The 24038-nt window shown below is 42.5% G+C and carries 21 protein-coding genes, 2 tRNA genes and 1 rRNA gene; all 24 read left to right on the top strand.

Translation table 11 applies throughout. The annotated features are described in order from the left end of the window. The first annotated feature begins 101 nt into the window (after nucleotides 1-101). Nucleotides 102-464 (top strand): hypothetical protein, encoded by a 363-nt coding sequence (locus IIB39_04905; protein ID MCH8928038.1) that lies wholly within the window; start codon nucleotides 102-104, stop codon nucleotides 462-464. After that, complete coding sequence (locus IIB39_04900; protein ID MCH8928037.1) at nucleotides 465-1382, top strand: LysM peptidoglycan-binding domain-containing protein; 918 nt, start codon at nucleotides 465-467, stop codon at nucleotides 1380-1382. It abuts the gene before it with no gap. A 186-nt stretch (nucleotides 1383-1568) separates the two neighbouring features. After that, complete coding sequence (locus IIB39_04895) at nucleotides 1569-2537, top strand: PhoH family protein (protein ID MCH8928036.1); 969 nt, start codon at nucleotides 1569-1571, stop codon at nucleotides 2535-2537. Continuing rightward, on the top strand, nucleotides 2527-3711 hold the full coding sequence (locus tag IIB39_04890; GenBank protein ID MCH8928035.1) for a thiolase family protein: 1185 nt from the start codon (nucleotides 2527-2529) through the stop codon (nucleotides 3709-3711). The genes IIB39_04895 and IIB39_04890 overlap by 11 nt, the downstream gene beginning before the upstream one ends. Nucleotides 3712-3717: 6 nt before the next feature. Then, nucleotides 3718-4578 carry a 3-hydroxybutyryl-CoA dehydrogenase gene (locus IIB39_04885; GenBank protein MCH8928034.1) on the top strand — a complete coding sequence of 287 codons (861 nt, stop codon included), beginning with the start codon at nucleotides 3718-3720 and terminating at the stop codon, nucleotides 4576-4578. Between the two features lie 51 nt (nucleotides 4579-4629). Then, a complete protein-coding gene (locus tag IIB39_04880) occupies nucleotides 4630-5790 on the top strand; it encodes an acyl-CoA dehydrogenase (protein MCH8928033.1) in 1161 nt (386 codons plus the stop codon). A gap of 5 nt (nucleotides 5791-5795) precedes the next feature. Continuing rightward, nucleotides 5796-6908 carry a Glu/Leu/Phe/Val dehydrogenase gene (locus IIB39_04875; GenBank protein ID MCH8928032.1) on the top strand — a complete coding sequence of 371 codons (1113 nt, stop codon included), beginning with the start codon at nucleotides 5796-5798 and terminating at the stop codon, nucleotides 6906-6908. A gap of 6 nt (nucleotides 6909-6914) precedes the next feature. Beyond that, entirely contained in the window at nucleotides 6915-7385 is a 471-nt protein-coding gene (nusB, locus tag IIB39_04870) for a transcription antitermination factor NusB (GenBank protein ID MCH8928031.1), read from the top strand. Beyond that, the gene (locus tag IIB39_04865) at nucleotides 7382-8095 is read left to right on the top strand and encodes a metallophosphoesterase family protein (protein MCH8928030.1); all 714 of its coding nucleotides are present in this window, start codon (nucleotides 7382-7384) and stop codon (nucleotides 8093-8095) included. The genes nusB and IIB39_04865 overlap by 4 nt, the downstream gene beginning before the upstream one ends. 33 nt (nucleotides 8096-8128) lie before the next feature. Beyond that, a complete protein-coding gene (secA, locus tag IIB39_04860) occupies nucleotides 8129-11161 on the top strand; it encodes a preprotein translocase subunit SecA (protein ID MCH8928029.1) in 3033 nt (1010 codons plus the stop codon). A gap of 19 nt (nucleotides 11162-11180) precedes the next feature. Next, on the top strand, nucleotides 11181-12335 hold the full coding sequence (locus IIB39_04855) for a PLP-dependent transferase (GenBank protein MCH8928028.1): 1155 nt from the start codon (nucleotides 11181-11183) through the stop codon (nucleotides 12333-12335). Nucleotides 12336-12383: 48 nt separating this feature from the next. Further along, nucleotides 12384-12467: transfer RNA gene (locus IIB39_04850), tRNA-Leu, on the top strand. 67 nt (nucleotides 12468-12534) lie between these two features. Further along, nucleotides 12535-13011: a hypothetical protein gene (locus tag IIB39_04845; protein MCH8928027.1), complete on the top strand. Its 477-nt coding sequence runs from the start codon at nucleotides 12535-12537 to the stop codon at nucleotides 13009-13011. 96 nt (nucleotides 13012-13107) lie between these two features. Beyond that, a complete protein-coding gene (gene tig, locus IIB39_04840) occupies nucleotides 13108-14412 on the top strand; it encodes a trigger factor (GenBank protein ID MCH8928026.1) in 1305 nt (434 codons plus the stop codon). A 29-nt stretch (nucleotides 14413-14441) separates the two neighbouring features. Then, nucleotides 14442-15041, top strand: coding sequence for an ATP-dependent Clp endopeptidase proteolytic subunit ClpP (gene clpP / locus IIB39_04835; protein ID MCH8928025.1), 600 nt, complete (start codon nucleotides 14442-14444; stop codon nucleotides 15039-15041). After that, complete coding sequence (clpX, locus tag IIB39_04830; GenBank protein ID MCH8928024.1) at nucleotides 15038-16279, top strand: ATP-dependent Clp protease ATP-binding subunit ClpX; 1242 nt, start codon at nucleotides 15038-15040, stop codon at nucleotides 16277-16279. Before clpP ends, clpX begins: the two co-directional genes overlap by 4 nt. A 236-nt stretch (nucleotides 16280-16515) precedes the next feature. After that, nucleotides 16516-18150: a T9SS type A sorting domain-containing protein gene (locus IIB39_04825; GenBank protein MCH8928023.1), complete on the top strand. Its 1635-nt coding sequence runs from the start codon at nucleotides 16516-16518 to the stop codon at nucleotides 18148-18150. A 93-nt stretch (nucleotides 18151-18243) separates the two neighbouring features. Continuing rightward, complete coding sequence (locus tag IIB39_04820) at nucleotides 18244-19068, top strand: MBL fold metallo-hydrolase (GenBank protein MCH8928022.1); 825 nt, start codon at nucleotides 18244-18246, stop codon at nucleotides 19066-19068. A 218-nt stretch (nucleotides 19069-19286) separates the two neighbouring features. Beyond that, nucleotides 19287-20856: ribosomal RNA gene (locus tag IIB39_04815) — 16S ribosomal RNA — on the top strand. Nucleotides 20857-20998: 142 nt separating this feature from the next. Then, nucleotides 20999-21072, top strand: a tRNA-Ile gene (locus tag IIB39_04810). A gap of 276 nt (nucleotides 21073-21348) precedes the next feature. After that, nucleotides 21349-21765: a hypothetical protein gene (locus tag IIB39_04805; protein MCH8928021.1), complete on the top strand. Its 417-nt coding sequence runs from the start codon at nucleotides 21349-21351 to the stop codon at nucleotides 21763-21765. Between the two features lie 224 nt (nucleotides 21766-21989). Then, nucleotides 21990-22709: an ImmA/IrrE family metallo-endopeptidase gene (locus IIB39_04800; protein ID MCH8928020.1), complete on the top strand. Its 720-nt coding sequence runs from the start codon at nucleotides 21990-21992 to the stop codon at nucleotides 22707-22709. A gap of 398 nt (nucleotides 22710-23107) precedes the next feature. Continuing rightward, complete coding sequence (locus IIB39_04795; GenBank protein MCH8928019.1) at nucleotides 23108-23338, top strand: helix-turn-helix domain-containing protein; 231 nt, start codon at nucleotides 23108-23110, stop codon at nucleotides 23336-23338. Between the two features lie 182 nt (nucleotides 23339-23520). Next, nucleotides 23521-23916 (top strand): hypothetical protein, encoded by a 396-nt coding sequence (locus IIB39_04790; GenBank protein MCH8928018.1) that lies wholly within the window; start codon nucleotides 23521-23523, stop codon nucleotides 23914-23916. Nucleotides 23917-24038 lie beyond the last annotated feature (122 nt).

Below are 24038 nucleotides of genomic sequence, written 5' to 3'. Positions count from 1 at the left end.
ACGTATAATCTGTTGTAGAACGAATGTTAACTAATATAAGTTGTTGTTATTATTAAATATGAAGAAAATAAAAAATGAACCGATAAAATAGAGATAAACGGATGAATATTATAATAGAAAAAGTAATTTCAGGAAAGAAACAAAGATTTATTACGTTAATGCTGACAGCGGTATTGCTAATGGCATCATGCGGCGGCGGTGGCGGATTAACTTCCGAACAATTGAAGGAATTGGAAGAGACGAAAGAAGCAGCATTATCAGCAGAAAATAAAGTGCAGAGTCAGAAATTAGAAAGAAAAGCTCTACATGAAGATTTAGCGGTGAAAAAATCGGATTTGAAGAAACTTTTAGAAGAGAAAGAAGTCCTGATGGAAAGATTTCGGAAGATTCAAGATTTGAACATAGATGGGACGGAAACGGATGCGAATAATATTGAGGAAGGTGAGAACGGAGGAGATAATTAAATGAAGCTGAAAATGATATTAACAGGCGGTCTGCTATTAAGCGGCGTGTTATTCTCGACGGTGCAGGTCAACGCTCAAGATGTATCAAAACTTTCTCCCAAAGAGTATAAGGCGGAATTGGCACGCTGGCAATCGAGAGAAACATCCGCAGGCTCGGAATCTTCAAGACTTGGTCGGGATATTGAATCCTTGATTAAGCAGATTGCGGATATAGATAAGACAATAGCGCTTGAACGGCAGGCTATTTTCGGATTGAGAGCATCCTCTGATGAAGAGATTCGAGAATATATGGATATGTTGAAGGAATTGGAACTTGATGTGGCAAATCTCAATAATTTATCCGAAGAAGAGCTGATGGGAGATGCTGAATTATTGGAAGATATGGAGCTGCGGCTTGAAAAACTCAGCGAAAACGATCTTGCCGCATTGGAGCAAAACCGGAATCTTCTCAGCGACATAGATAAAATGTTATCAAATTACCGGACTGTCATTCCCGAACCTACTCAGGACGATGAATCCTTAGCCGAAGTGAAGACAGACGGTGAAGTACCCAAAGTTGTACAATTTGATAGGAAAGCCGATTCTTACAGAGTTATCCGCGGAGACAGTCTCTGGAAAATTTCAGGAAAAGAAATAATTTACAATGACCCCTTTCAATGGCTGAAAATTTATTCTGCCAATCGGGATCAAATCTCGAATCCTGATCTGATCGAGATAGATCAGGTATTTGTTATTCCGAGGACCCCGGCGAGTAACGAGCATTGGGTAAGCAGAGGCGAGAGTCTATCAAAAATAGCGGCAATGAGATACTCCAATCCGTTTGAATGGACAAGGATTTATCAGGCGAATAAAACTATATTGGAGAGCCCAGACCTGATACATCCACACACAATATTGATAATTCCAAAAAAGAATTAGAAAAAGGACGCAGCTCCTGTAAATATGTAACAAATGGTATTTGATTCAACGGTTTACGTTCCGAATCTCCAAATAATTCCGCTTTTCACCCTTAATATCATTAGCTTTCATAGCTTAATCGTGCTTGTAACTGTCGATACTTTTTGATAATTTGGATGGCATTAATTTGATGGAGAAAACTATTTGATAAAAGAAACTGAAATTTCCTTAAAGGGAGTGGATCCGCTATTATTCCTCGGCAGTAAAGACGCGAATATCAAAGTCGTAGAAAAGCATTTTAACTCAAGGATAATTGCAAGAGGGAATGTGCTGAAGATAAAAGGCGAAGAGGAAGAAATTGCCGATATTCGGAAAATAATTACTCAGATGATGTTGGAATTAAATAATTCAGGCGGATTATACGAAGACGATGTAAGGTCTATAATTACGTACGGAGAGGCAGGCGAATTTAAGAGTGACGACGCTGACCTGGACCAAATAATTCTGTTTACCAAAGGCGGTTTCGTGAAGCCGCGTTCAGAGGGACAGCTCAAATTATACGAATCCTCTCAAAAAAATGATATTGTCCTTACAATAGGACCGGCCGGAACAGGGAAAACTTATTTAGCGGTTGCCATAGCAGTTGCGAACCTAAAGAGTAAAGCGGTAAATAAAATTATACTTACCCGACCTGCTGTAGAAGCAGGTGAGAAATTGGGCTTTTTGCCCGGTGATTTAAGGGAGAAAATCCAACCTTATCTTGCTCCGTTATATGACGCATTGGACGATATGATGCCGTCAGATAAAATTCACGGTCTTATGGACAGACGGGTCATTGAAATAATTCCTCTCGCATATATGAGAGGGCGGACACTAAACAATTCGTTTGTGATATTGGATGAAGCACAAAACTCCACACCGCTCCAAATGAAGATGTTTCTGACGCGATTAGGCATAAGCAGCAAAGCGATTATTACAGGCGACATAACCCAAATAGACCTTGAGTCCAATCAAAAATCCGGACTTATCGGCGTACAGACGATATTAAAAGGAATTGAAGGGATAGACTTCGTCTATATGGATTCAAACGATGTGGTTCGTCATAGGCTTGTTAAGGAAATCATAAACGCTTATGACAAACCGAATGGAAACAAAGAAGCAGGGAATGGAAGGTAGTAACTTACCGGTAATCGCGGCTGCATGCAGAACTCCTATCGGCTCGCTTAACGGCGCTATTTCCTCAATTTCGTCTCCAAAGCTGGGCAGCATAGTTGTCAGGGAAACGGTAAAAAGAGCCGGAATAAAAGGCGAAGATATAGAAGAAGTTATAATGGGATGTGCCCTTCCCGCAGGTGTAGGTCAGGCGCCGGCACGTCAGGCGGCACTGTTTGCGGATCTCCCGAATAGTGTACAGTGCACTACTATAAATAAAGTTTGCGGTTCGGGGATGAAAGCGGTGATGCTTGCCGCACAGTCAATAAAAGCAGGGGATGCAGAGGTTTTTGTGGCGGGTGGTATGGAGAGTATGTCCAACGCTCCGTATCTGTTGAAAAAAGCGCGGGAGGGATATCGCCTCGGAAATGGCGACCTTATAGACGGTATGATATTGGACGGTTTATGGGATGTGTACAACGATTATCATATGGGAAGGGCAGCTGAACTTTGTGGACGGGAATGCAATGTACCCCGGGAGGCTCAGGATGAATTTGCTGTTTCAAGCTATGAAAAAGCGTTGAAGGCGCAAGAAGAAGGCTTGTTCAAAAACGAGATTGTTGCCGTTGAGGTACCCGGCAGAAAAGGAGAAACGACCTTATTTGAATTGGACGAAGAGCCGGGGAAGGTCAAATTTGAAAAAATACCTACTCTAAAATCCGCATTTGAAAAAGACGGAACGGTCACAGCGGCTAACTCTTCAAAGATCAATGACGGCGCTTCGGCAATGGTGGTTCTATCGCAGGCGAAAGCCGATGAGCTTGGCGTAAAACCTATGGCAAAGATTGTGGCATACTCTACGGCAGCGAAAGCGCCCGAATGGTTCACAACGGCTCCTGTTCAGGCGATAAACCGTGTGCTGAAAGTCGCCGGATTAAAACTTGAGGATATTGATTTATTTGAATTGAATGAAGCGTTCTCTGTGGTGGGGCTGGCGGTTTCAAACGAACTTGGAATTGATATGAACAGGTTGAATGTAAACGGAGGAGCGGTTGCCCTTGGACATCCAATCGGCGCAAGCGGCGCTCGAATCATCACAACACTTCTCCACGCAATGATACAGAGAGACGCTAAATTCGGTTTAGCCGCAATATGCCTGGGAGGCGGCGAGGCAACTGCGATGATCGTGCAACGGTAAAAGATTATGGACGAAATTCAAAAAGTCAGTGTAATAGGCGCCGGCACAATGGGTACGGGCATAGCGCATACTTTCGCTTTAGGAGGCTATAAAGTCAATTTGGTTGATACTGACGATGATTTATTGACTAAATCTCTTGCAGCAATCGAATCGAATTTGCAGCGGCAAGTAACTAAGAATGTCATCACGACGGACGAGGCGGAAACTGCTCTGAAAAATATCTCCACAAATAGTAGTATTGATTCATCTTCTGATTCCGGTTTAGTCGTGGAGGCAGTCTTCGAGAAATTAGATGTGAAGTTGAAAGTATTCGAGACATTAGACAAAGTTTGTAAATCAGAGACGATATTAGCGTCTAATACTTCTTCCATCTCAATCACAGAGATAGCATCGGCAACTAATAGGCAGGAAAAAGTTATTGGAATGCATTTTTTCAACCCTGTGCCAATAATGAAATTGGTTGAGATTGTACGCGGTAATGCGACATCCGACAGAATCTTCGGCATTATTAAAAATGTAGTAGAGAAACTCGGAAAATCCCCGGTAGAAGTGAAAGACTCTCCGGGGTTTATTTCTAACAGGCTGCTTATGCCGATGATAAATGAGGCTGTTTTCGCTCTAATGGAGGGCGTATCTTCAGCAGAAGATATTGATAATGTAATGACGCTCGGGATGAATCACCCGATGGGTCCTCTGAAGCTAGCGGATTTTATCGGACTTGACGTTTGTCTGAATATTATGGAGGTTCTACGGGACGGATTAGAAGAAAACAAATATCGTCCGTGTCCTTTATTGGAGAAAAAAGTTGCTGCCGGAGAATTAGGTAAAAAATCAGGAATAGGGTTTTATGAATATTCAAACGTATGATATTATGAAGATAACTTCGAATAATATGACAGAGAATAGGTGAGACAATAAATGGATTTTAATCTCTCAGATGAACAGATAGCCATTAGAGAAACCGTACGGGATTTTGCGGAAAAAGAAATTGCTCCCACAGCAAGAGAGCGGGATGAAAATTCCGAGTTCCCTTATGAAATAGTGAAAAAACTCGCAAAGCTGGGAATGTGCGGAGTGGTTGCGCCTCCGGAATACGGTGGTTCAGGGATGGATTATCTTTCTTACGTCATTATCATTGAAGAATTGGCAAGGGTTGATGCTTCCGTGGCAGTAATAATGTCTGTTACAAATACTCTTGCAGGATTTCCCCTGAGAAAATTCGGCAGCGAAGAACAGAAAAAGAAATTTTTAATCCCACTCTCTAAGGGTGAGAAATTGGGAGCATATTCTTTAAGCGAACCGCAAGCGGGTTCGGACGCTTCCAATTTGGCTTGTACGGCGGTGCTGGACGGCGACCATTATGTTCTGAACGGTGTGAAAAATTTTGTCACGAATGGATCTAACGCCGAGGTGATAATCGTTTTTGCAGTGACGGACAAGGAGAAAGGGAAAAAGGGTATCTCAATTTTTATCGTTGAAAGCGATATGCCCGGTTTTTCTGTCAGTAAAGTGGAAAAGAAACTGGGAATTAAATCGTCGGATACCGCTGAGATCGTTTTTGAAAATTGCAGAGTTCCTGTTGCGAACCGGATCGGGGAAGAGGGTGAAGGGATGAAGATAGCATTGACAACGCTTGATTACGGCAGAGTCGGAATAGGCGCTCAGGCGTTGGGTATAGCACAGGGAGCAATGGAGCGCGCTATTGCATATAGTCAGGAAAGAGAGCAATTTGGAAAGAAGATAATTAGTTTTCAGGCAATACAGTTTAAGATATCCGAGATGGCGGTCAATGTAGATGCTTCGCGATTGCTTCTTTATCGAGCCGCGAAATTGCAGGACGAAGGGAAAAATTTTACAGCCGAGTCGGCAATGGTTAAATTATTCGCTTCCAAAACTGCTATGAAAACCGCAAATCAGGCGGTTCAGATTTTTGGCGGTAACGGATATATGAGAGAGTATGAAATAGAGCGGTTTATGAGAGATGCAAAAATCACAGAAATATATGAAGGAACTTCAGAGATACAAAAAATCGTTATCTCAAGAGAAATCATTAAAAGATATAGCAAAGCGCAGGGGTAGATATAATGGATGTATTTGAAGCGTTAGAGAAGAAAAGCCACGAGCAGGTTGTCTTTTCGAACGATCCCACAACGGGTCTTAAGGCGATTATAGCAATTCATGATACCACATTGGGACCGGCTCTCGGCGGCTGCCGGATGTGGAACTACAAAGAAGAAAAGGATGCTCTGACTGATGTCCTTCGTCTATCTCAAGGGATGACGTACAAAGCCGCGGTAGCGGGACTTGATCTGGGTGGAGGGAAAGCCGTCATAATCGGAAATTCAAAGACTATGAAAAATGAATTTATTTTTCGCTCATTTGGCAGATTCGTGGACGGACTTGCCGGCAGGTATATAACAGCGGAAGATGTGGGGACAAGCGTAAGCGATATGGAATGGGTTAGACGTGAGACGAAATATGTTACCGGAATATCTCGCGCGCTTGGCGGAAGTGGCGATCCATCTCCGGTAACCGCTCTTGGAACCTATGTCGGCATAAAGGCATGTTTAAAGAGAGTCTATGGCTCAGATTCCGTAGAGGGAATAAAGATAGCTGTGCAGGGGATGGGGCATGTGGGACAATATCTCATAAAACTTTTGAGCGATGAAGGAGCAAAACTTTATATTTCTGATATTGATAAGAATAAACTGCAAAAAGCGACAAAGGAGATAAAAGCTAAAGTTGTGTACAACAACGAAATTTATAAACTTGCTGTAGATATATTCGCGCCATGTGCCATGGGCGGAATTATAAATGATGAAACTATTCCAATGCTCAAATGCAAAATAATAGCCGGCGCGGCAAACAATCAGCTGGAAAAAGAGAGAAAGCATGGAAAAGCGCTGCTTGAAAAGGGAATATTGTATGCTCCCGATTATGTTATAAACGCCGGCGGGTTGATAAACGTTTACAATGAATTGCAAGGCTATAACCGAGAGAGAGCATTGTCGCAAGCAGAAGGGATATATAATATTTTAACAGAAGTGCTTGATGTGGCGGAAAAAGAAGGAGTACCGACTCCAGTTGCTTCAAATAGGTATGCAGAAGAACGGATTAAGAGCATTAGAAAGCTGAAAAAAACTTATGTCGGTCAGAAGAATCTTGGTGAAACCAGTCAGCGAACGGGAAGAAATTAGTTTTATATGAAAACGAACAGAAGAAAATCAAGAGAGCTGGCGCTGCAAACACTTTATGCGTTCAATATGCAAAATGAGGGCGAAGAATCCAAAGCTGTTAAGATGGATGATTTGAAAAACGAGCTTATTTTCAGCAGAAATGTGAAGCAGGTGGTGGCGGAATACGCATCTGATCTGATTGATATAGAACGGAAACATCAACGAAAAATAGGCAACATTCTTTCGGCGACTTCAGAAAATTGGGATGTTGATCGGTTTTCTCAGGTGGATAAAGCGATACTGCTTTTAGCAATTGGCGAACTTCTCTATTTCCCGGATGTACCGGTAAAGGTAGTGATAAACGAAGCGCTCGAAGTGGCTCGGATGTTCAGCACTGACGAAAGTGTTTCGTTCATCAACGGCATACTTGACAAGGTCAGCTCCAAATGGCGAAAAAACGATAGTGTTAAAAAAGCGGGAGAAGTTGTCAAAAGTTGAGAATCGGTTTGATATCGGATATACACTCAAATCTCGAAGCGCTATCCGCCGTACTGTCACGATTAGAAAGTATGAGTGTTGACAGGGTTATTTGTCTCGGTGATATTGTCGGGTACGGGGCGAATCCGGTGGAATGTATAAATATGGTAAGGGAAAAATGTGATGTTGTCTTAGCCGGCAATCACGATTTTGCGGTAGCCGGGACTCAATCGGTTTCATGGTTCAATCAAGACGCTTTGGATTCGGTGATTTGGACAAAAAATATTATAGATGATGATATGTCGCATTACCTTTCGTCACTTCCCTTAACTCATGTAGAAAAGGATGTAGTGTATGTGCACGGAACTCCTCATAAACCTGAAAAGTGGAGTTATATTGTTTCAATGGAAGACGCTCTTTACGAATTCAGGTATTTTAAAGGGAGTTTGGCGTTTGTAGGTCACTCTCATATAGCAGGCATATATTGTCATGACGGCAGTTCGTGTGAAACGGAAATTAATCTTGAAAGGACTAAACGCTATATTATTAATGTGGGCAGTATAGGACAACCTCGTGATGGAAACTCCGATGCCGCATTTGCCGTATACGACGATGACAGCAAAAAAGTTAATATTGAGAGAGAGCCGTACGATATGGAATCAGCAGCGCAAAAAATATATGATGCCAGCCTTCCTGACTACCTTGCAAGTAGGCTTTCAAAAGGCATATAACGGATTAAGAATAAGGATAAGCAGTAATTAATTATGGGTAATATCTTAACAGCTATTTTCGGGACTAGCTCGGATCGAGTAGTGAAAAAACTCTCGAAAGATGTGGAGCAAATCAATTCTATCTTTGAGAAGTTGCGCGACGTGCCTGATGACTACTTTCCGAAGAAGACTGCCGAATTCAAGGAATATGTATCAAAACGCAGTAACGAGGCTGCTGATGCTGTGGAGGATGAAGAGCTTTCGGCTGATGAGTTACGCGAACTGAGAATCGAAGCTGAGGGTGAGGCTTTGGAGGAGCTGCTCCACGAAGCGTTTGCGATTGTTAAAGAAGTTTGCCGTAGGCTTGTAGGCGAAACTTGGGTGGTAGTAGGTCAGAAAACCAAGTGGGAGATGGTTCCGTTTGATGTGCAGCTAATTGGGGCTATAGAGCTGCATCAAGGTAACATCGCTGAAATGAAGACAGGTGAAGGGAAAACTCTTGTCGCCACAATGCCGTTATATTTAAATGCTCTCGCAGGAAGAGGAGTGCATCTTGTAACGGTAAACGACTATCTGGCGCAACGTGACTCCGAATGGATGGGTAAGGTTTACGAACGACTTGGTCTCACAAGCGGTTGTATCCTTAATACTATGAACAACGAACAGAGGAGAGCAGAATACGCTAAGGATATTACTTACGGTACTAACAACGAATATGGATTTGATTTCCTCCGGGATAATATGGCGATACACAAAGAGGATCAATCACAGAGGGATCATTCTTATGTAATTGTTGATGAGGTTGATTCGGTACTGATAGATGAAGCGCGAACTCCTTTGATAATTTCCGGGCAGGTAGAAGGCGCATCCAACGATCAATTCTTAGAATTGAAACCGAAAGTATCTTCGCTTGTGCATGCCCAGAATAAGTTGGTGGAAGAGCTGATTGAAGATGCGATAAAACTGCTTGAAACTGATGAATATCAGGCCGGCATAAAGATACTTACCGCTCAGAAGGGAGCTCCGAAACATAAAAAACTCCTGACTCTGTTTGAGCAAGAGGGGAATAAGAGGCTTTCGCAGCAAATCGAAAACGATTATATCCGCGATAAAAAACTTCATGAAATCGATGAAGAACTCTTATACAGTATTGAAGAAAAAAATAATGTCATTGACCTCACCGAGAAAGGAAGAAATTTTATCTCTCCTCACGATATGGAAGCATTTACCATTCCCGATCTCGGAACCGAGTACGAAATTGTCGAGAACGATGAGAATTTAGATGAAGAGGGAAAAACCAAAAGGAAGACTGAAATATTAGAAGTTTATGCTACACAGAGTGAGAAGATTCACAACATAAGTCAACTGCTGAAAGCCTATTCACTTTTTGAAAAAGACGTAGAGTATGTCGTTACCGACGGTAAGGTGATGATAGTTGACGAGTTTACAGGTAGAGTGCTTCCGGGCAGACGCTATTCAGATGGTTTGCATCAGGCAATCGAGGCGAAAGAAGGCGTAAAAATTGAAGCGCAAACGCAGACGATTGCCAGTATAACCATTCAAAACTATTTCAGAATGTATGATAAACTTGCGGGAATGACAGGAACAGCCGAGACGGAGGCGGGAGAATTTGCCTCTATCTATGATATGAATGTAACGGTGATTCCGACTCACGAAACTATCATACGAGATGACAGAGAAGATCTGATCTACAAGACCAAAAGAGAGAAATATAAAGCCGTTGTGGAAGAAGTCATTGAGTGCAACAACAGAAAACAACCCGTCCTCGTAGGTACTATTACCGTTGAAGTCTCTGAACTTCTCAGCAAAATGTTGACGAACAGAGGTGTTAAACACAGAGTATTGAATGCAAAAGCTCATCAGAGCGAAGCCGAGATCGTGACAAACGCAGGAGAACCGGGTTCAGTCACAATCGCTACAAATATGGCTGGACGCGGCACAGACATAAAACTCGGCGAAGGGGTTACCGATTCAGGCGGATTACATATAATTGGAACGGAACGGCACGAATCAAGACGTATAGATCTTCAGCTGCGTGGAAGGGCAGGCAGGCAGGGGGATCCCGGTTCATCAGTTTTTTATATGTCATTGGAAGACGATCTTATGCGGCTGTTCGGGAGCGATAGGATAGCGCGGATTATGGACAGACTCGGTCTCGAAGAAGGAGAAGTCATAACTCACTCAATGATTACCAAATCAATTGAGAGAGCCCAGAAAAAAGTTGAGATGAGGAACTACGGGATTCGGAAACATCTTCTCGAATATGATGATGTAATGAATAAACAGCGTGAGATAATCTATGACAGACGAAATAAAGCGCTGATAGGCGGAGAAATGAAAAGTCAGGTGATGGAACGGATTGATGAGTATGTGGAGGATATCGTTGATCAATACACCGTTGATTCACCGCACCCGGATGAATGGGATTTGCATGGCTTGTCAACTGATACAATGAACACTATGATGGTGGATTTAAATGAAACTCAAAACGGAGATGATGAACTCACTCCCGAGCTGTTGGAAGATATTCTGCTCGAGAAAGCGCATGAAAATTATGATCGAAAGGAATCTCTTCTCGGTTCTGATATGATGAGACAGCTGGAACGGTTCGCGGTTCTGCGGGTGATTGATGAACATTGGAAAAATCATCTATTTGATATTGATCAAATTAAAGAAGGGATTAACCTTCGCGCTTATGGACAAAAAGATCCGCTGCTTGAATACAAAAAAGAAGCATACAATCTATTTTTAGAAATGCTCAGCGATATAAGTAAAAATACTGTGAGAACGGTATTCCGTTACACACCGGCGGAACGGATGAGCCCGGTGGATGTTGTTCATGCGCGTAACGTCCAAACTACTCATGACGAAAGTTCAGGAATGGGTTTTGCAGGTATTGCGGGTAGTGGCAACGGTGGGAGACAGGAGACGAACGTTTCTTCCGGGGGAAGGCACGCCTCACAGACTGGAAAACAAACGCCGGTTGTAGCGGGAGCGAAGATAGGGCGGAACGATCCTTGTCATTGCGGTTCAGGGAAGAAATACAAAAAGTGTCATGGACGTTAATTTTAAATAAGGCTTAATAATGGGATTTTCTACAGACGCAATACACGCAGGACAAAAACCTGATCCATCAACAGGAGCGGTAACGCTGCCGATTTATCAGACTTCAACATTCGTACAGCCGAAATTGGGCGAGCCGATTGACGATTATGATTATGCCCGGGCGAAAAATCCGACGCGTACGGCTTTGGAAGCTAATGTCGCAGCATTGGAACAGGGTAAATATGGAACTGCATTCGGCTCGGGAATGGCGACTGTGACGGCGTTGACGGGATTTCTCAAGTCAGGTGATCATGTCATAGTCGGTCACAACACATACGGGGGAGTTTACCGGTATTTCGAGCAGATGGTAAGAGATTTCGGAATTGATTTTTCATGGATAGATACTTCCGATATTGAAAACTTAAAAGCGGAAGTTCGTGAAAATACCAAGATGCTCTATATCGAATCACCCACGAATCCGATGCTCACTCTAACAGATATACAAGCGACCTCGGAAATCTGTAAAGAAAACGATATTTTGTTCGTTGTAGATAATACTTTTATGAGTCCATACTTTCAGCGACCTCTCACACTCGGCGCGGATATAGTAACACACAGTTCTACAAAATATCTTGCCGGGCACAGCGATTTGATAAGCGGAATTATGCTGACGAATGATGCCGTGATAGATGAAAAGCTCAAGTTTGTTCAAAAGAGCGCAGGAGCTATTCCGGGTCCGTTCGACTGTTGGTTGTTGCTTCGCTCTACCAAGACACTTTCGTTGCGGATGCGGCAGCACGATGAAAATGCCGGAGCTATCGCGAAATGGCTAGATGAGCGTTCGGACGTTGAAGCAGTGATTTTCCCCGGACTGGAAAGTCATCCTCAGCACGAGCTAGCGAATCGGCAGCAGTTGGACCCATTCGGGAATCCCGGCTACAGCGGGATGATATCTGTTGAATTGGGCAGCTTTGACAAAGCAAAAAAAGTCGTTGAAAACGTAAAAATATTCAGTCTAGCTGAAAGTCTCGGAGGTGTGGAAAGCCTTATAGGTCATCCGGCTATACAAACTCACGCATCCGTTCCAAAAGAGGAGCGGGATAAATTGGGTATTACGGAAGGGCTGATTCGACTTTCAGTGGGTGTGGAAGATGTAGAGGACTTGATTGAGGACTTGGAACAGGCGATGAGTTAACTCATCTATCTTGACTCGGTTTGAATTTAAAGTTATTATTCATTCTTAGCCGCGGTGGCGGAATTGGTAGACGCGCCAGATTTAGGATCTGGTGAGCGATTGCTTGTGCGAGTTCGAGTCTCGCCCGCGGCACGAATTATAACAATAATTCATATGAGTTTTGATAGGAGTTGATAATGATTTCGATGAGACGAATATAATGATAAGGTCACTAACCGCTAAGATTATCCTATTTGCGTTGATAATCATAGGCGGAATTTTTGGTGATATTTCAGCGGTTCTTGGTCAACATTGTCCTGACGATATATTGACAAACGGAAATTATTTTTTTAAAGAGAATAGATTACAGGATTCAATAGCCACTTTTAAATCAATAACATTTATGTTCCCGGCATCCGACGCTGCTGAAGAAGCGCACTATATGATTATAGCGGCGTATAGGGAGTTGGCTGATAGGCAAAGAAAGGTTCTGTGGCTAAGCAAGGCAAGAGATTTTATAAGAATATATAAACGTAAATATCCGGATGGGCGATTCGTTGGTGAAGTTCAGGCGGAATCAGACGGTGTCGAACGAATTGAAGCACAGCTTACGGGAGTAAGTAGAGGAATGTTTATAACGCTTACTTCCATTGCTGTCGGTTCTGTGGTGCTTTTAGCAGTCGCTTTCGGTCTTTAAATAATATCCATTCTTTGATAATAACGCTCTCTGATTAAACTTGACTTGGCAGCGGTAAGCATCTAAATTTAGGCGCTCCGCAATAAAAGGATACAGATGAAAGTAAAATCAACAAAAGAAGAAAATAGTATCATAAGGTTGGAAGTTTTTCTGCCCTGGGCAGATGTTTCGGATGACTATGATAACGTAATTAAAGAGATCAGCAAGAATATTAAAGAACCCGGCTTTAGAGCCGGGAAAACGCCTGCGGATATAATTCAAAAAAAATATAAGAATGAGATAGAATCTGAATTTATCGATTTGATGCTTCAGAAACTCTATCATGAAATTATAAAAGAAGCAAAGATAGACCCTGTTGACAGTGGAAAACTCATAAATGTCAATTTTCAGAAAAACGAAGATTTATCCTTTTCCATTGAAGTTCAAATCGAGCCGGAGTTCAAGCTATATAATTATAAAAAGAAGAATCTTGAAGTCCTGAAATATATTATTGAAGTCGAAAAAGATGATATTGATAGAGCTATCAACGGGATCAGGGAGCAGTATGCTGAAGTTAAGGATTCAGACAAAGGCGCTGTAGAGGGAGATTATATCGAAGCCGACATTCAGGAGCTGGATGAATCTTTAGCCCCGATTATCGGTAAAAGAATGGAAAAGAGGTTAGTCAAACTCGGCGAAGGGGAATTTGGAAAGCAGGGTTTAGAGCAGCTTAAAGGCGCTGTAGCGGGGGATGAAAGAGTTGTTAAGATTCACCAGGAGCACGGCGACCACTCTCACAATTTCACATTCAGATTTACCGTTTTGAATGTGCAAAAGCATATTCTTCCCGAATTAAACGATGAATTTGCCAAGAAGGTTAATAAATCATTTGAAAACATCAAAGATTTGGAAGAAAACGTAAAAAAGAATATTCAATCTCGCTATGACGCTGAGAGTCGAAATCTTGTAAACAATTCGCTTGCAGACGAATTGGTCAGAGTAACCGACCTTGAAGTTCCGGTTACCATGATAGAAAGCTATCTTGACGGATTAATTTCGCGCTCGAAAGAAGGCAGTAACGGAGAAATTGACGAGGCGTACATCAGGGAAAACTATAAAGCTAATGCAATTTGGAATATGAAGTGGCTTATGATTCGTAAGTCAATATTTAAAAAAGAGAATTTTATTGTTGAAGAGAGCGAAATTGACGATTGGTTTGAAAGAACTGCCGAGGTAATGGCGGTTGACAAAACTGCTGTGTTAAGTATGAAGAAAGATGAAGATCAGAGGGAAAAAATGCGGCAGGATATTATAGAATCAAAAGTAATGGAAGTCATACGCTCAAATTCAAATTATAACGAGAAAGAAATAAATGTGGTCGATTTTAACGCGCTACTTAATAACGATCATCATCATCATTAATAAGGAGTAATAACGGTTTGTATATACCGATGGTAGTAGAACAGGTTGGAAGAGGAGAAAGATCATATGATATTTACTCTCGCCTTCTAAAAGAACGGATAGTTTTTATCGGCGGCGGGATAGATGACAGCGTAGCAAATATAATAATCGCTCAATTGCTGTTTTTGGAAGCTGATGATCCGGAAAAGGATATCAATATATATATAAATAGTCCCGGTGGAAGCGTAACAGCCGGATTAGCAATTTACGATACGATGAATTATGTAAAGCCGGATTGTTCTACAATGTGTATGGGTCAGGCGGCAAGTATGGCCGCGGTGCTATTGGCAGCGGGCGCAAAATCCAAACGATATATTCTTCCTCATTCGCGTGTAATGATACATCAGCCGTGGGGCGGAGTTCAGGGTCAAGCGTCTGACATCGAAATCCACGCTAAGGAAATATTGAAATCGAGGTCACTGTTAAATAAGATACTATCGGATACAACAGGTCAGAAATTATCAAAAATAGAAAAAGACACTGATCGGAATTTCTTTTTGGGAGCCGAAGAGTCAGTCAAGTACGGACTTGTGGATAAAGTTATGGTTCGTTCAAAGGAATTGAAAAAAAGTAAAGCAGAAGATAATTGAAAGATAAAGAAGATAAAGAACAAATTTTAACTTGTTCGTTTTGCGGTAGGTCTGAAGATCAGGCATACCGTATTATTCAAGGGTCGAATGTATCCATCTGTGATCATTGCGTTTTTGAGTCCGTGGAGCTTATCAAGGCAGATGCGGATAGTGATATTACGCCGCAAAAATTCAAAATACCGGCGCCGCATGATATCAAGAATGAACTCGACAAATATGTAATAGGACAGGATAAAGCAAAAAAAGCTGTAGCTGTTGCAGTTTATAATCACTATAAAAGGATAAGCAGTCGGAAACTTTTTGAAGAAGTTGAGATAGATAAAAGTAACATACTGATGTTAGGTTCCACCGGTACGGGTAAAACGCTTATCGCCCAAACACTCGCCCGATTTCTTGAAGTTCCCTTTACGATTGTTGATGCAACCATCCTTACTGAAGCAGGTTATGTCGGCGAAGATGTGGAAAACATTTTGGTAAGACTTCTTCAGTCAGCCGACTATGATTTACAGAAAGCGCAAAAAGGAATCATCTATATTGATGAGATAGACAAGATTGGAAGAAAAACATCTTCTCCTTCGATAACGAGGGATGTATCCGGCGAAGGCGTTCAGCAGGCTCTGTTGAAAATTCTCGAAGGGACGATCTCCAGCGTTCCGCCGAAAGGAGGCAGAAAACATCCCGAACAACCACTTGTGAACGTTAATACGAAAGATATTCTATTTATTTGTGGTGGCGCTTTTGACGGACTTGAAGAAATAATACTTAGCAGAATTAAAAACGGTATTATGGGATTTGGCGCTGAAGTCAAAGGGAAAGAGGATATGAAAATCGGGGATACGCTATCATTGTGCGAGCCATCCGATTTAATTAAATTCGGATTGATACCGGAATTGGTAGGAAGACTTCCTGTAGTTGCTACTTTAGATGAATTGGATGAAAAAGCTCTCTATAGCATTCTGATTGAACCGAAAAATTCACTTATAAAGCAGTATAAGAAACTTTTTGAAATGGATGGTGTTGAACTTCTTTTCGAAGAAGACGCCATTAAAAAAGTAGTGGAATTAGCGAAGAAAAGAAAAACCGGAGCTAGAGCGCTTAGAGCTATTCTTGAAGAGGCAATGCAAGAAATAATGTTTAATATACCATCAATGAATAATGTTCGGGAATGTGTAATAACCGAAGATGTCATTATTTCAAAAAAATCACCGGTTGTAAGGTACCGCAGAAAAAGAGCTTAGTACTATTTCCCTCCATAATATTTAGCGACCAGCTAAACGAAAGGTAGCTTATCTCCAAAATATTTTCAATTATTCTCCTGTGTGTACTGTTTCCTGTAAGTACACTCTTATCCGCTGGTAAAAAACCAACAAAAAATTTTCCACGAATAAAACATCCGGAATCTGGAATTACATCGAAGACTGGTAATGGGAAGATAATAAAAATTGATTACAGCTCCACAGGGATAAATCCTACTTTGATTGATACAACCGGAAATATCTTAAGTATGTTTTATGGAGGATTAAATCCGCTAATGTATAATGTTGAGACCGGCGCGCTTATTTTTACCGGCAGGATATTAAGCGATAACAAAGCGGGACCAAAGATATTAGGGTTCGGCTATTCAGATGATTCGGGAGAATCATGGTTTGTTCAAAATGATCTGAACGAACCGGATAACCATAACTTTGAAGCGCAGTTTCCCAGTATAGTTTCAGGAGCAAATATTGATGGAATAGACGTACCGATAATTTTCTACAGTGAAGAAGTTGGAGGAGGTGGAGAATTTGGTGGTGATCCGATATTGTTATATAATGCAATGAAGTATGACGAATCATTTTGGAATTGGGTGGACTTCCATAGCATAGCGCCATATCCCGACCTGTATGTGGCATCCCCCGTAATTACAAGCGGCAATAAAGTCTTCACATCATTCATCAGTTTTACCAGAGGAGAGGATTATTATATCGTATATGAAGCAGACGTTTCTAATATTTCGGTGGTAGAGCCGAACTTAGATGCCAGCATATTTCCGGTTGAAGTACCCGGCAGCGCGGAGGTTGCTTCAGTATTTAACCATACAGCCTATAACTACGTTCGTGGAAATCATGTGGCAGTGGGCGGAGCTTGGGATATGGATGATTCGTCTTCTTCGCCCAGGTTTCCGGATAGAAACCTTATCTATAAATTATCTTCTGATAACGGAGCGACATGGGGATCTCCTGTATTGATAGAAGAAGAAAATATTGTTGGGTTTCCGGCTCAAAGTTTTGATGCTGATGCTTTTATTTCAGCGTGGACGACAAGTATGATTATAGATCCTTTTGGAAGAGTACATTTTTTCGTGAATATTATAGAAACCCTGAACCGACAAAAATCTCTTATTAGTCATATTGGTTTGGAAAAGGGTAAATGGACTCTTCACGTCATTGACACACTCGATTTCGAACTCAGTTCCAACGAAACATGCGAAATAGGATGCGGACTAACCCAGCCATTTGTAACGCCTTCAGGTTTACTTGCATTGGTATATTCAGCAGGCACAAGCATAAGTGATACTATAAAGGGTGGAATGATTGCAAGCGATTTGTTCCTGAGTATTTCAAGTGACTTGGGGGCCACCTGGACAGAGCCGGAAAATATAACCAACTCGCCCGGTATCAACGAAACCAAAATTCAGGGATCGCCTACAGTTGAAACCGGCGACAACGGATTCGAAACATTACATATGGTGTATATGGTAGATGTGGAAGAACCGCTCGGCGACCAGCAAGGCAAACATGTTTATTATCATTTAGCACATGATCTGTCAATTTTAGCCGTTTCGGATGAAGAGAAAACGATTCCCGTGTCGATGGAATTAGAACAGAATTTTCCTAATCCATTCAATCCGGAAACTACAATTGAGTTTTCACTTCCGGTTAGTGGTAAGGTCTCACTTGTAGTCTACAATCTGAGAGGTGAGCAGGTAGCTAATCTATTTGATGGGATTCAGAGCGCAGGAAGGCACCAAATAGTTTGGGACGCCTCAAAAGTGGCATCAGGAATGTACTTCTACCGACTACAAGCAGCTAATTTTGTTCAAGCAAAGAAGATGATTTTGCTGAAATAATTTCTTATTTATTGTATTAATCAATAATTTGTATTTATCATAAACTATTATTATCTTAACACCTTAAGTTCATATTTCAATTGAGGAAAACGTATGCGTGTTAAATTTTGGGGTGTACGTGGAAGCACTCCGATTCCTGAACAGGGATTTCTCAGATATGGCGGGAATACTCCATGTGTGGAAGTTCAAACGTCTGAGAAATACAAAATTATTTTTGATTCAGGAACGGGAATTCGTAATCTCGGCGACCGGCTTTCAAGTAATTATCCCGATGAACCGCTGGAACTTCACATATTTTTTTCTCATTTACATTGGGACCACACGCAGGGCTTGCCATTTTTTAAACCTCTTTTCGAAAAGAAAAACAAGGTGGTTCTATACGGTAGAAGATACGAGAATTCAAAGTTTTACGATAAACTAAAAGTCTTGATGGGAGATATATACTTCCCTGTTCCGTTTGACCACTTACCATCTCAGGTTGAAGTCGTTGAGATTAATGGCGATAAGATTACTATTGGAGATACGGTTGTCAGCTCGACTCATCTTTCACATCCGGGCGAATGCCTCGGTTTTAGAGTAGAGCACAACGGTAAAGTGTTTACGTATGCCACGGATAATGAACATCCGAAGGAAGGCGTTGACCCAAATCTGGTTGAAATTGCTCAAGACGCCGACCTTCTTGTTTATGACGGACAATTTACGCCGGAAGAATATCTGGACGGTCATCAAGGTTGGGGTCACAGCACATATGAAGAAGGTGTGAAAGTCGCTGATGCGGCTAACGTGAACAAATTAGTGTTGTTTCATCACGATCCGAGCCATACAGATGAGTTCATTGATGAGTATATATTGGCTCCTGCCCAAAAGTTAAGAGATAACGTTCTTGCGGCTCAAGACAGGCTTCTGCTCGAGTTATAAAAAGTTATAGCATTTCTTTAAAAATTTAATAGTTTATTGGTAAATATAGCTTGACTGAAATTCTAAGTCTGTCTATATTTATTGATGCCTCTGAAATGAGAGGCAACCTCTTGGAAGCGATAATTCGCATACGATGAGGTAATGATCTTTGACAACTGGTATGTGCGGATTATACGTTGATAACGAGCCCTAAAACAACTCAAAGGTGTAAAAAAACAACAACGGAGAGTTTGATTCTGGCTCAGGACAAACGCTGGCGGCGTGCCTAACACATGCAAGTCAAACGAGAAACACGGAGCTTGCTCCGTGCAGTAAAGTGGCGAATGGGTGAGTAACACGTAGGTAATCTACCTCAGGGATGGGGATAACTTCTCGAAAGGGGAGCTAATACCCAATAATGCAGCGGGCTCTTCGGAGCATGTTGTTAAAGCTGGGGATCCTTCGGGACCTAGCACCTTGAGATGAGCCTGCGCCTGATTAGTTTGTTGGTAAGGTAATGGCTTACCAAGACTACGATCAGTAGCTGGTCTGAGAGGATGTCCAGCCACACTGGGATTGAGATACGGCCCAGACTCCTAAGGGAGGCAGCAGTGAGGAATTTTGCGCAATGATCGAAAGATTGACGCAGCAACGCCGCGTGACCGATGATGACTCCGAGGAGTGTAAAGGTCTGTTGGGAGGGAAGAAAACCCCCTACGAATAGTAAAGGGTATTGACGGTACCTTCCATAGAAAGCTCCGGCTAACTTCGTGCCAGCAGCCGCGGTAATACGAGGGGAGCAAGCGTTGTCCGGATTTATTGGGCGTAAAGGGCGTGTAGGCGGATTGACAAGTCAGGTTTTAAAGAATATGGCTCAACCATATCAATGGGTCTGATACTGTCAGTCTTGAATTCGAGAGAGGGAAGCGGAATTCCTGGTGTAGCGGTGAAATGCCATGATATCAGGAGGAACACCGGTGGCGAAGGCGGCTTCCTGGCTCGACATTGACGCTGAGGCGCGAAAGCGTGGGTAGCGAACAGGATTAGATACCCTGGTAGTCCACGCCGTAAACGATGGATACTAGGCGTTGGGAGAATATTGACCCTTTCAGTGCCGAAGCTAACGCATTAAGTATCCCGCCTGGGGAGTACGACCGCAAGGTTGAAACTCAAAGAAATTGACGGGGGCCCGCACAAGCGGTGGAGCATGTGGTTTAATTCGATGCAACGCGAAGAACCTTACCGGGGTTTGAAATATAGGTGAAAGTCTTGGAAACAGGACCCCTCCTTTTGGAGTAGCTATACAGGTGGTGCATGGCTGTCGTCAGCTCGTGTCGTGAGATGTTGGGTTAAGTCCCGCAACGAGCGCAACCCTTGCCCTTAGTTGCCAGCAGGTAAAGCTGGGGACTCTAAGGGGACTGCCTCGGACAACGAGGAGGAAGGTGGGGACGACGTCAAGTCAGTATGTCCCTTACATCCCGGGCTACACACGTGCTACAATGGCCGGTACAGCGGGTCGCAAAATCGCGAGATGGAGCCAATCCCACAAAGCCGGTCCCAGTTCGGATTGGAGTCTGCAACTCGACTCCATGAAGTCGGAATCGCTAGTAATCGCGGATCAGCATGCCGCGGTGAATACGTTCCCGGGCCTTGTACACACCGCCCGTCACGCCATGGAAGTCGGTAGCACCAGAAGTCGCTGGCCCAACCCCGCTTGCGGGGAGGGAGACGCCAAAGGTGAGATTGATGACTGGGGCGAAGTCGTAACAAGGTAGCCGTACCGGAAGGTGCGGCTGGATCACCTCCTTTCTAGGGAGACTTGAACTCTAAGGAGTTCAATGTTAGGTCAATCAGTTATCGACTAAAAACGCACATACCATGTTTGTCATTTTAGAGTCCGAGGGTCTCTGCTTGAATTAGGTACCGGCAGGTCTCGGACTTTTTATGTATAGGGCCTATAGCTCAGTCGGTCAGAGCGCACGCCTGATAAGCGTGAGGTCAGTGGTTCGATTCCACTTAGGCCCACTTTCAAAAACCGCATAAAACCTGTATTACAAGGGCTTTTCAGAGATCTAACGAAAAGCCTTCTTTATTTCCAAACCGGACAGAGTAGGACAGAATGGGATAGAAGTGTGTCATATATGTGTCATATATGTGATACTATTGTGACACAGAAAAAACAGTGGCTGAAACCGCTTCTCTCGCAAGAGTTACGTGGCATCGGATTGACGCTTCTGAAGCGTAACGTCCATTTCTGTCCAAACCGAACCTCTTTAACAACAAACAAAAGGAGGTTCGGAAATGAAATTTACAGAGAAAAATCAATTTGCCCGGAAAGTCAACACCACTGGGAAACGCTTACGTCAACCGATGAGAATGCGTCTCGCGCAGGCAGTAGAACGCCATCAAGGTTTTTTGATCGTCATCGCGAAAGAACAGGCGGAAAGATATGGTATCCCAGTCAGATTTAGAAAGGGTCGTCCTGATGGCTGGTTTGCCGATCTTCACGCTGCTGGAACGTACGGTATGGTTCGCGCCGCCCTTGCTTGGCAGCAGAAGAAGATTGAGGGTCTCCGTACGACTGATTTCGACGGTGAGCTCAGGCAAGGAGCGAGGGTAAGGGTTAAGCATCTGGCCAGCAAGATAACTCGATATAGAGCCTTAAATGATGCCGTAATGGAGAATTTAGTAAACAAGGACATCTATTGTATTATGTGAAAGGAGTAAGGCCTGTTCTGTGATCGGGCAGCTCTGAAATAGAAAGGTCTATTTCAGGAAAAGACTGGTCTTTTTCAGAAATAGACTATTATGAGGATCTGATCAATAAAAAAGAGTAGATCCAAATGCTTCATATTATTACACCAACTTATCCCCGTGGATCGGGTTCAACTACCGAACCTCAAGAATCTGTGAAGCGGGGGAGTTTTTGAGGAGAGTATGTCATGAAATATTCTAAGTTAGTGAATTCCCCAGACGTAATGACCAAAATAGTAAAGAAGATGGGTCTTAGGGTGGTTGAGGATGCTGGTCTGTTACCCGCTGATGCGGAAGCGTATCATTTCGAAGAAGATAAAACGATTATAATTGACCCAAGTTTGAGCCAGCCCCGAAAGAATTTCCTTATGGCTTACGGGCTTGCACATCATATATTCTCAGATGAAATAGACATTAAACAATCAGATAGAAGTGCGATACATTGCTTTTCAATTGGAATACTAACAGGGGCGTATGGAGAAAATATGGTTAAGGGTATTGATGATAGAGTTGACAGTGGTGAGATGGATGAGGGGGGCTTTTCATGGGTTGATAATAGTGGTAACTTACAAATTAACGAAAGCAAGGCTGGTACACCACAACAGAGATTAGATGCTGAAATCTTTGAAGAGTTAATCGACCCAAACTCTGATGTTTCCGGCAAAAGATTATCTGAATTGTCAGACGGGATATTGAGTGAAATGTCTGATGCAATTTCTGAAGCATCCGTTAAAAGTGTCCTCAGTAAAGATAAAAATCGTACACCAGAAGAGTTAAACGAAATCAAAAAGATGATATTGGAGAACGGGCAAATAATGCACGAAGTTGATTCCCTAAAAGAAGTACTACAAAAACTCGGGTTCGGTGAGAGCGATATTGAAAAGTTTATTAAAATAGTAGGTGAATAACTAAAGAGGGCACAATGATTAAAGCTGTGACCGAACTTGCTAAGAGATTAGGATATACTGTAAGTTACCATGAATACGTGGTTAATGATGATGTTAGCTCCTTTTGTCGTGAGGAATCAAGAATAAGTATTCGCGAAGATTATAAAAATCGTCCATACTGGGTATCATGGCATATTGCTTGGGGTATAGCCCATTTTGAGTTGCCAGAGGAGTACGATAATTCAATTAAAAATGATTACGCTTACGAACTATCTGAGCGATTGTTCTACCCCCTATTGGGTGGCAAGAGACCTAAGGTAGTCTTAACCGGAGGAATTAGCTGGATGCTCCTAAGTAAATGTAACCCTGATAAAACCCTCAATGATCCTTCAAGCATAACAATCGGGAAGAAGGGGTTAATGCAAGAGAGAAAAGAGCAAACAAAAAGGCAAGAATCATTGGGATTATTAACAGTCAATCATGTTGCTAAAATTCTCAATGTGCATAATAGAACGGTATTTAGGCTTATATGGAGCGATACACTTAAAGCATCCAAGGTGGGCAGGCAGTGGCGAATTCACCGTGACTGGGTAGACGAATACTTAGAGAGACAGTCAGAGAATCGGTCAACAGATGAAAGACAGGGATAGCATGAAAAAGAGGAAAAATCAAATAGGTTATTGCATGGAAGAAACGGCATTAAAGTGAATCGACATCTATAGTAGTATTAGAGGTTCGGATATGTCTATTGTATTGATCATCCCTCGTGAATCGGGCTGTTACACCGAACCTCAGCAGTCTGTGAAGCGGGGGGCTTTAATTGGAGGCAACAATGTCAAATAGTGATCCCTATACTCCCCCAAAAGTATTCAAGGATAAAGAACTTGCTGATAAGGTCTGTGATATCATGCAAAAATTGGTAGATCCGGTTACTGGTGCGACAGAAATGTTAAAATTGTTCAGGTGGAAGCTATATCGCATTTCTGATGATGGCGATTATGTGTCTGCCGAAGGAGGTGCAAAGCTCACTGAGGACGATTTTAGCAGCTACACAGCCATATTGAACGGTGTAATATCGCTTGTTGAAAGGCTTTGCTGGAATCTTACGGAACCCCAGTGGTGGAAAGACCTTAAGGACTGGGAAGCTTATTATGCACAAGAAAGATTTTCAGAGAAGGATTCCAGTAAATTAATAGTCGACAAAAACGGAATCACTAAAATAGAGTGATTAAAAGGGTTAGCATGATAAAGAAGAAAGGTCAAGTCGGTTACTGCATGGAATAGACGGCGAAGTCTTATGGATTCTAGGTTATTGAGACTGAGCTCGACCCGCGAATCGCAGTTATCGCT

This window comes from Candidatus Neomarinimicrobiota bacterium (genome assembly GCA_022573815.1).
GTDB lineage: Bacteria > Fidelibacterota > SORT01 > SORT01 > SORT01 > JACZTG01.
Note: the sequence above shows the minus strand (reverse complement) of the source record. Positions and strands in the feature narration are given on the sequence as shown.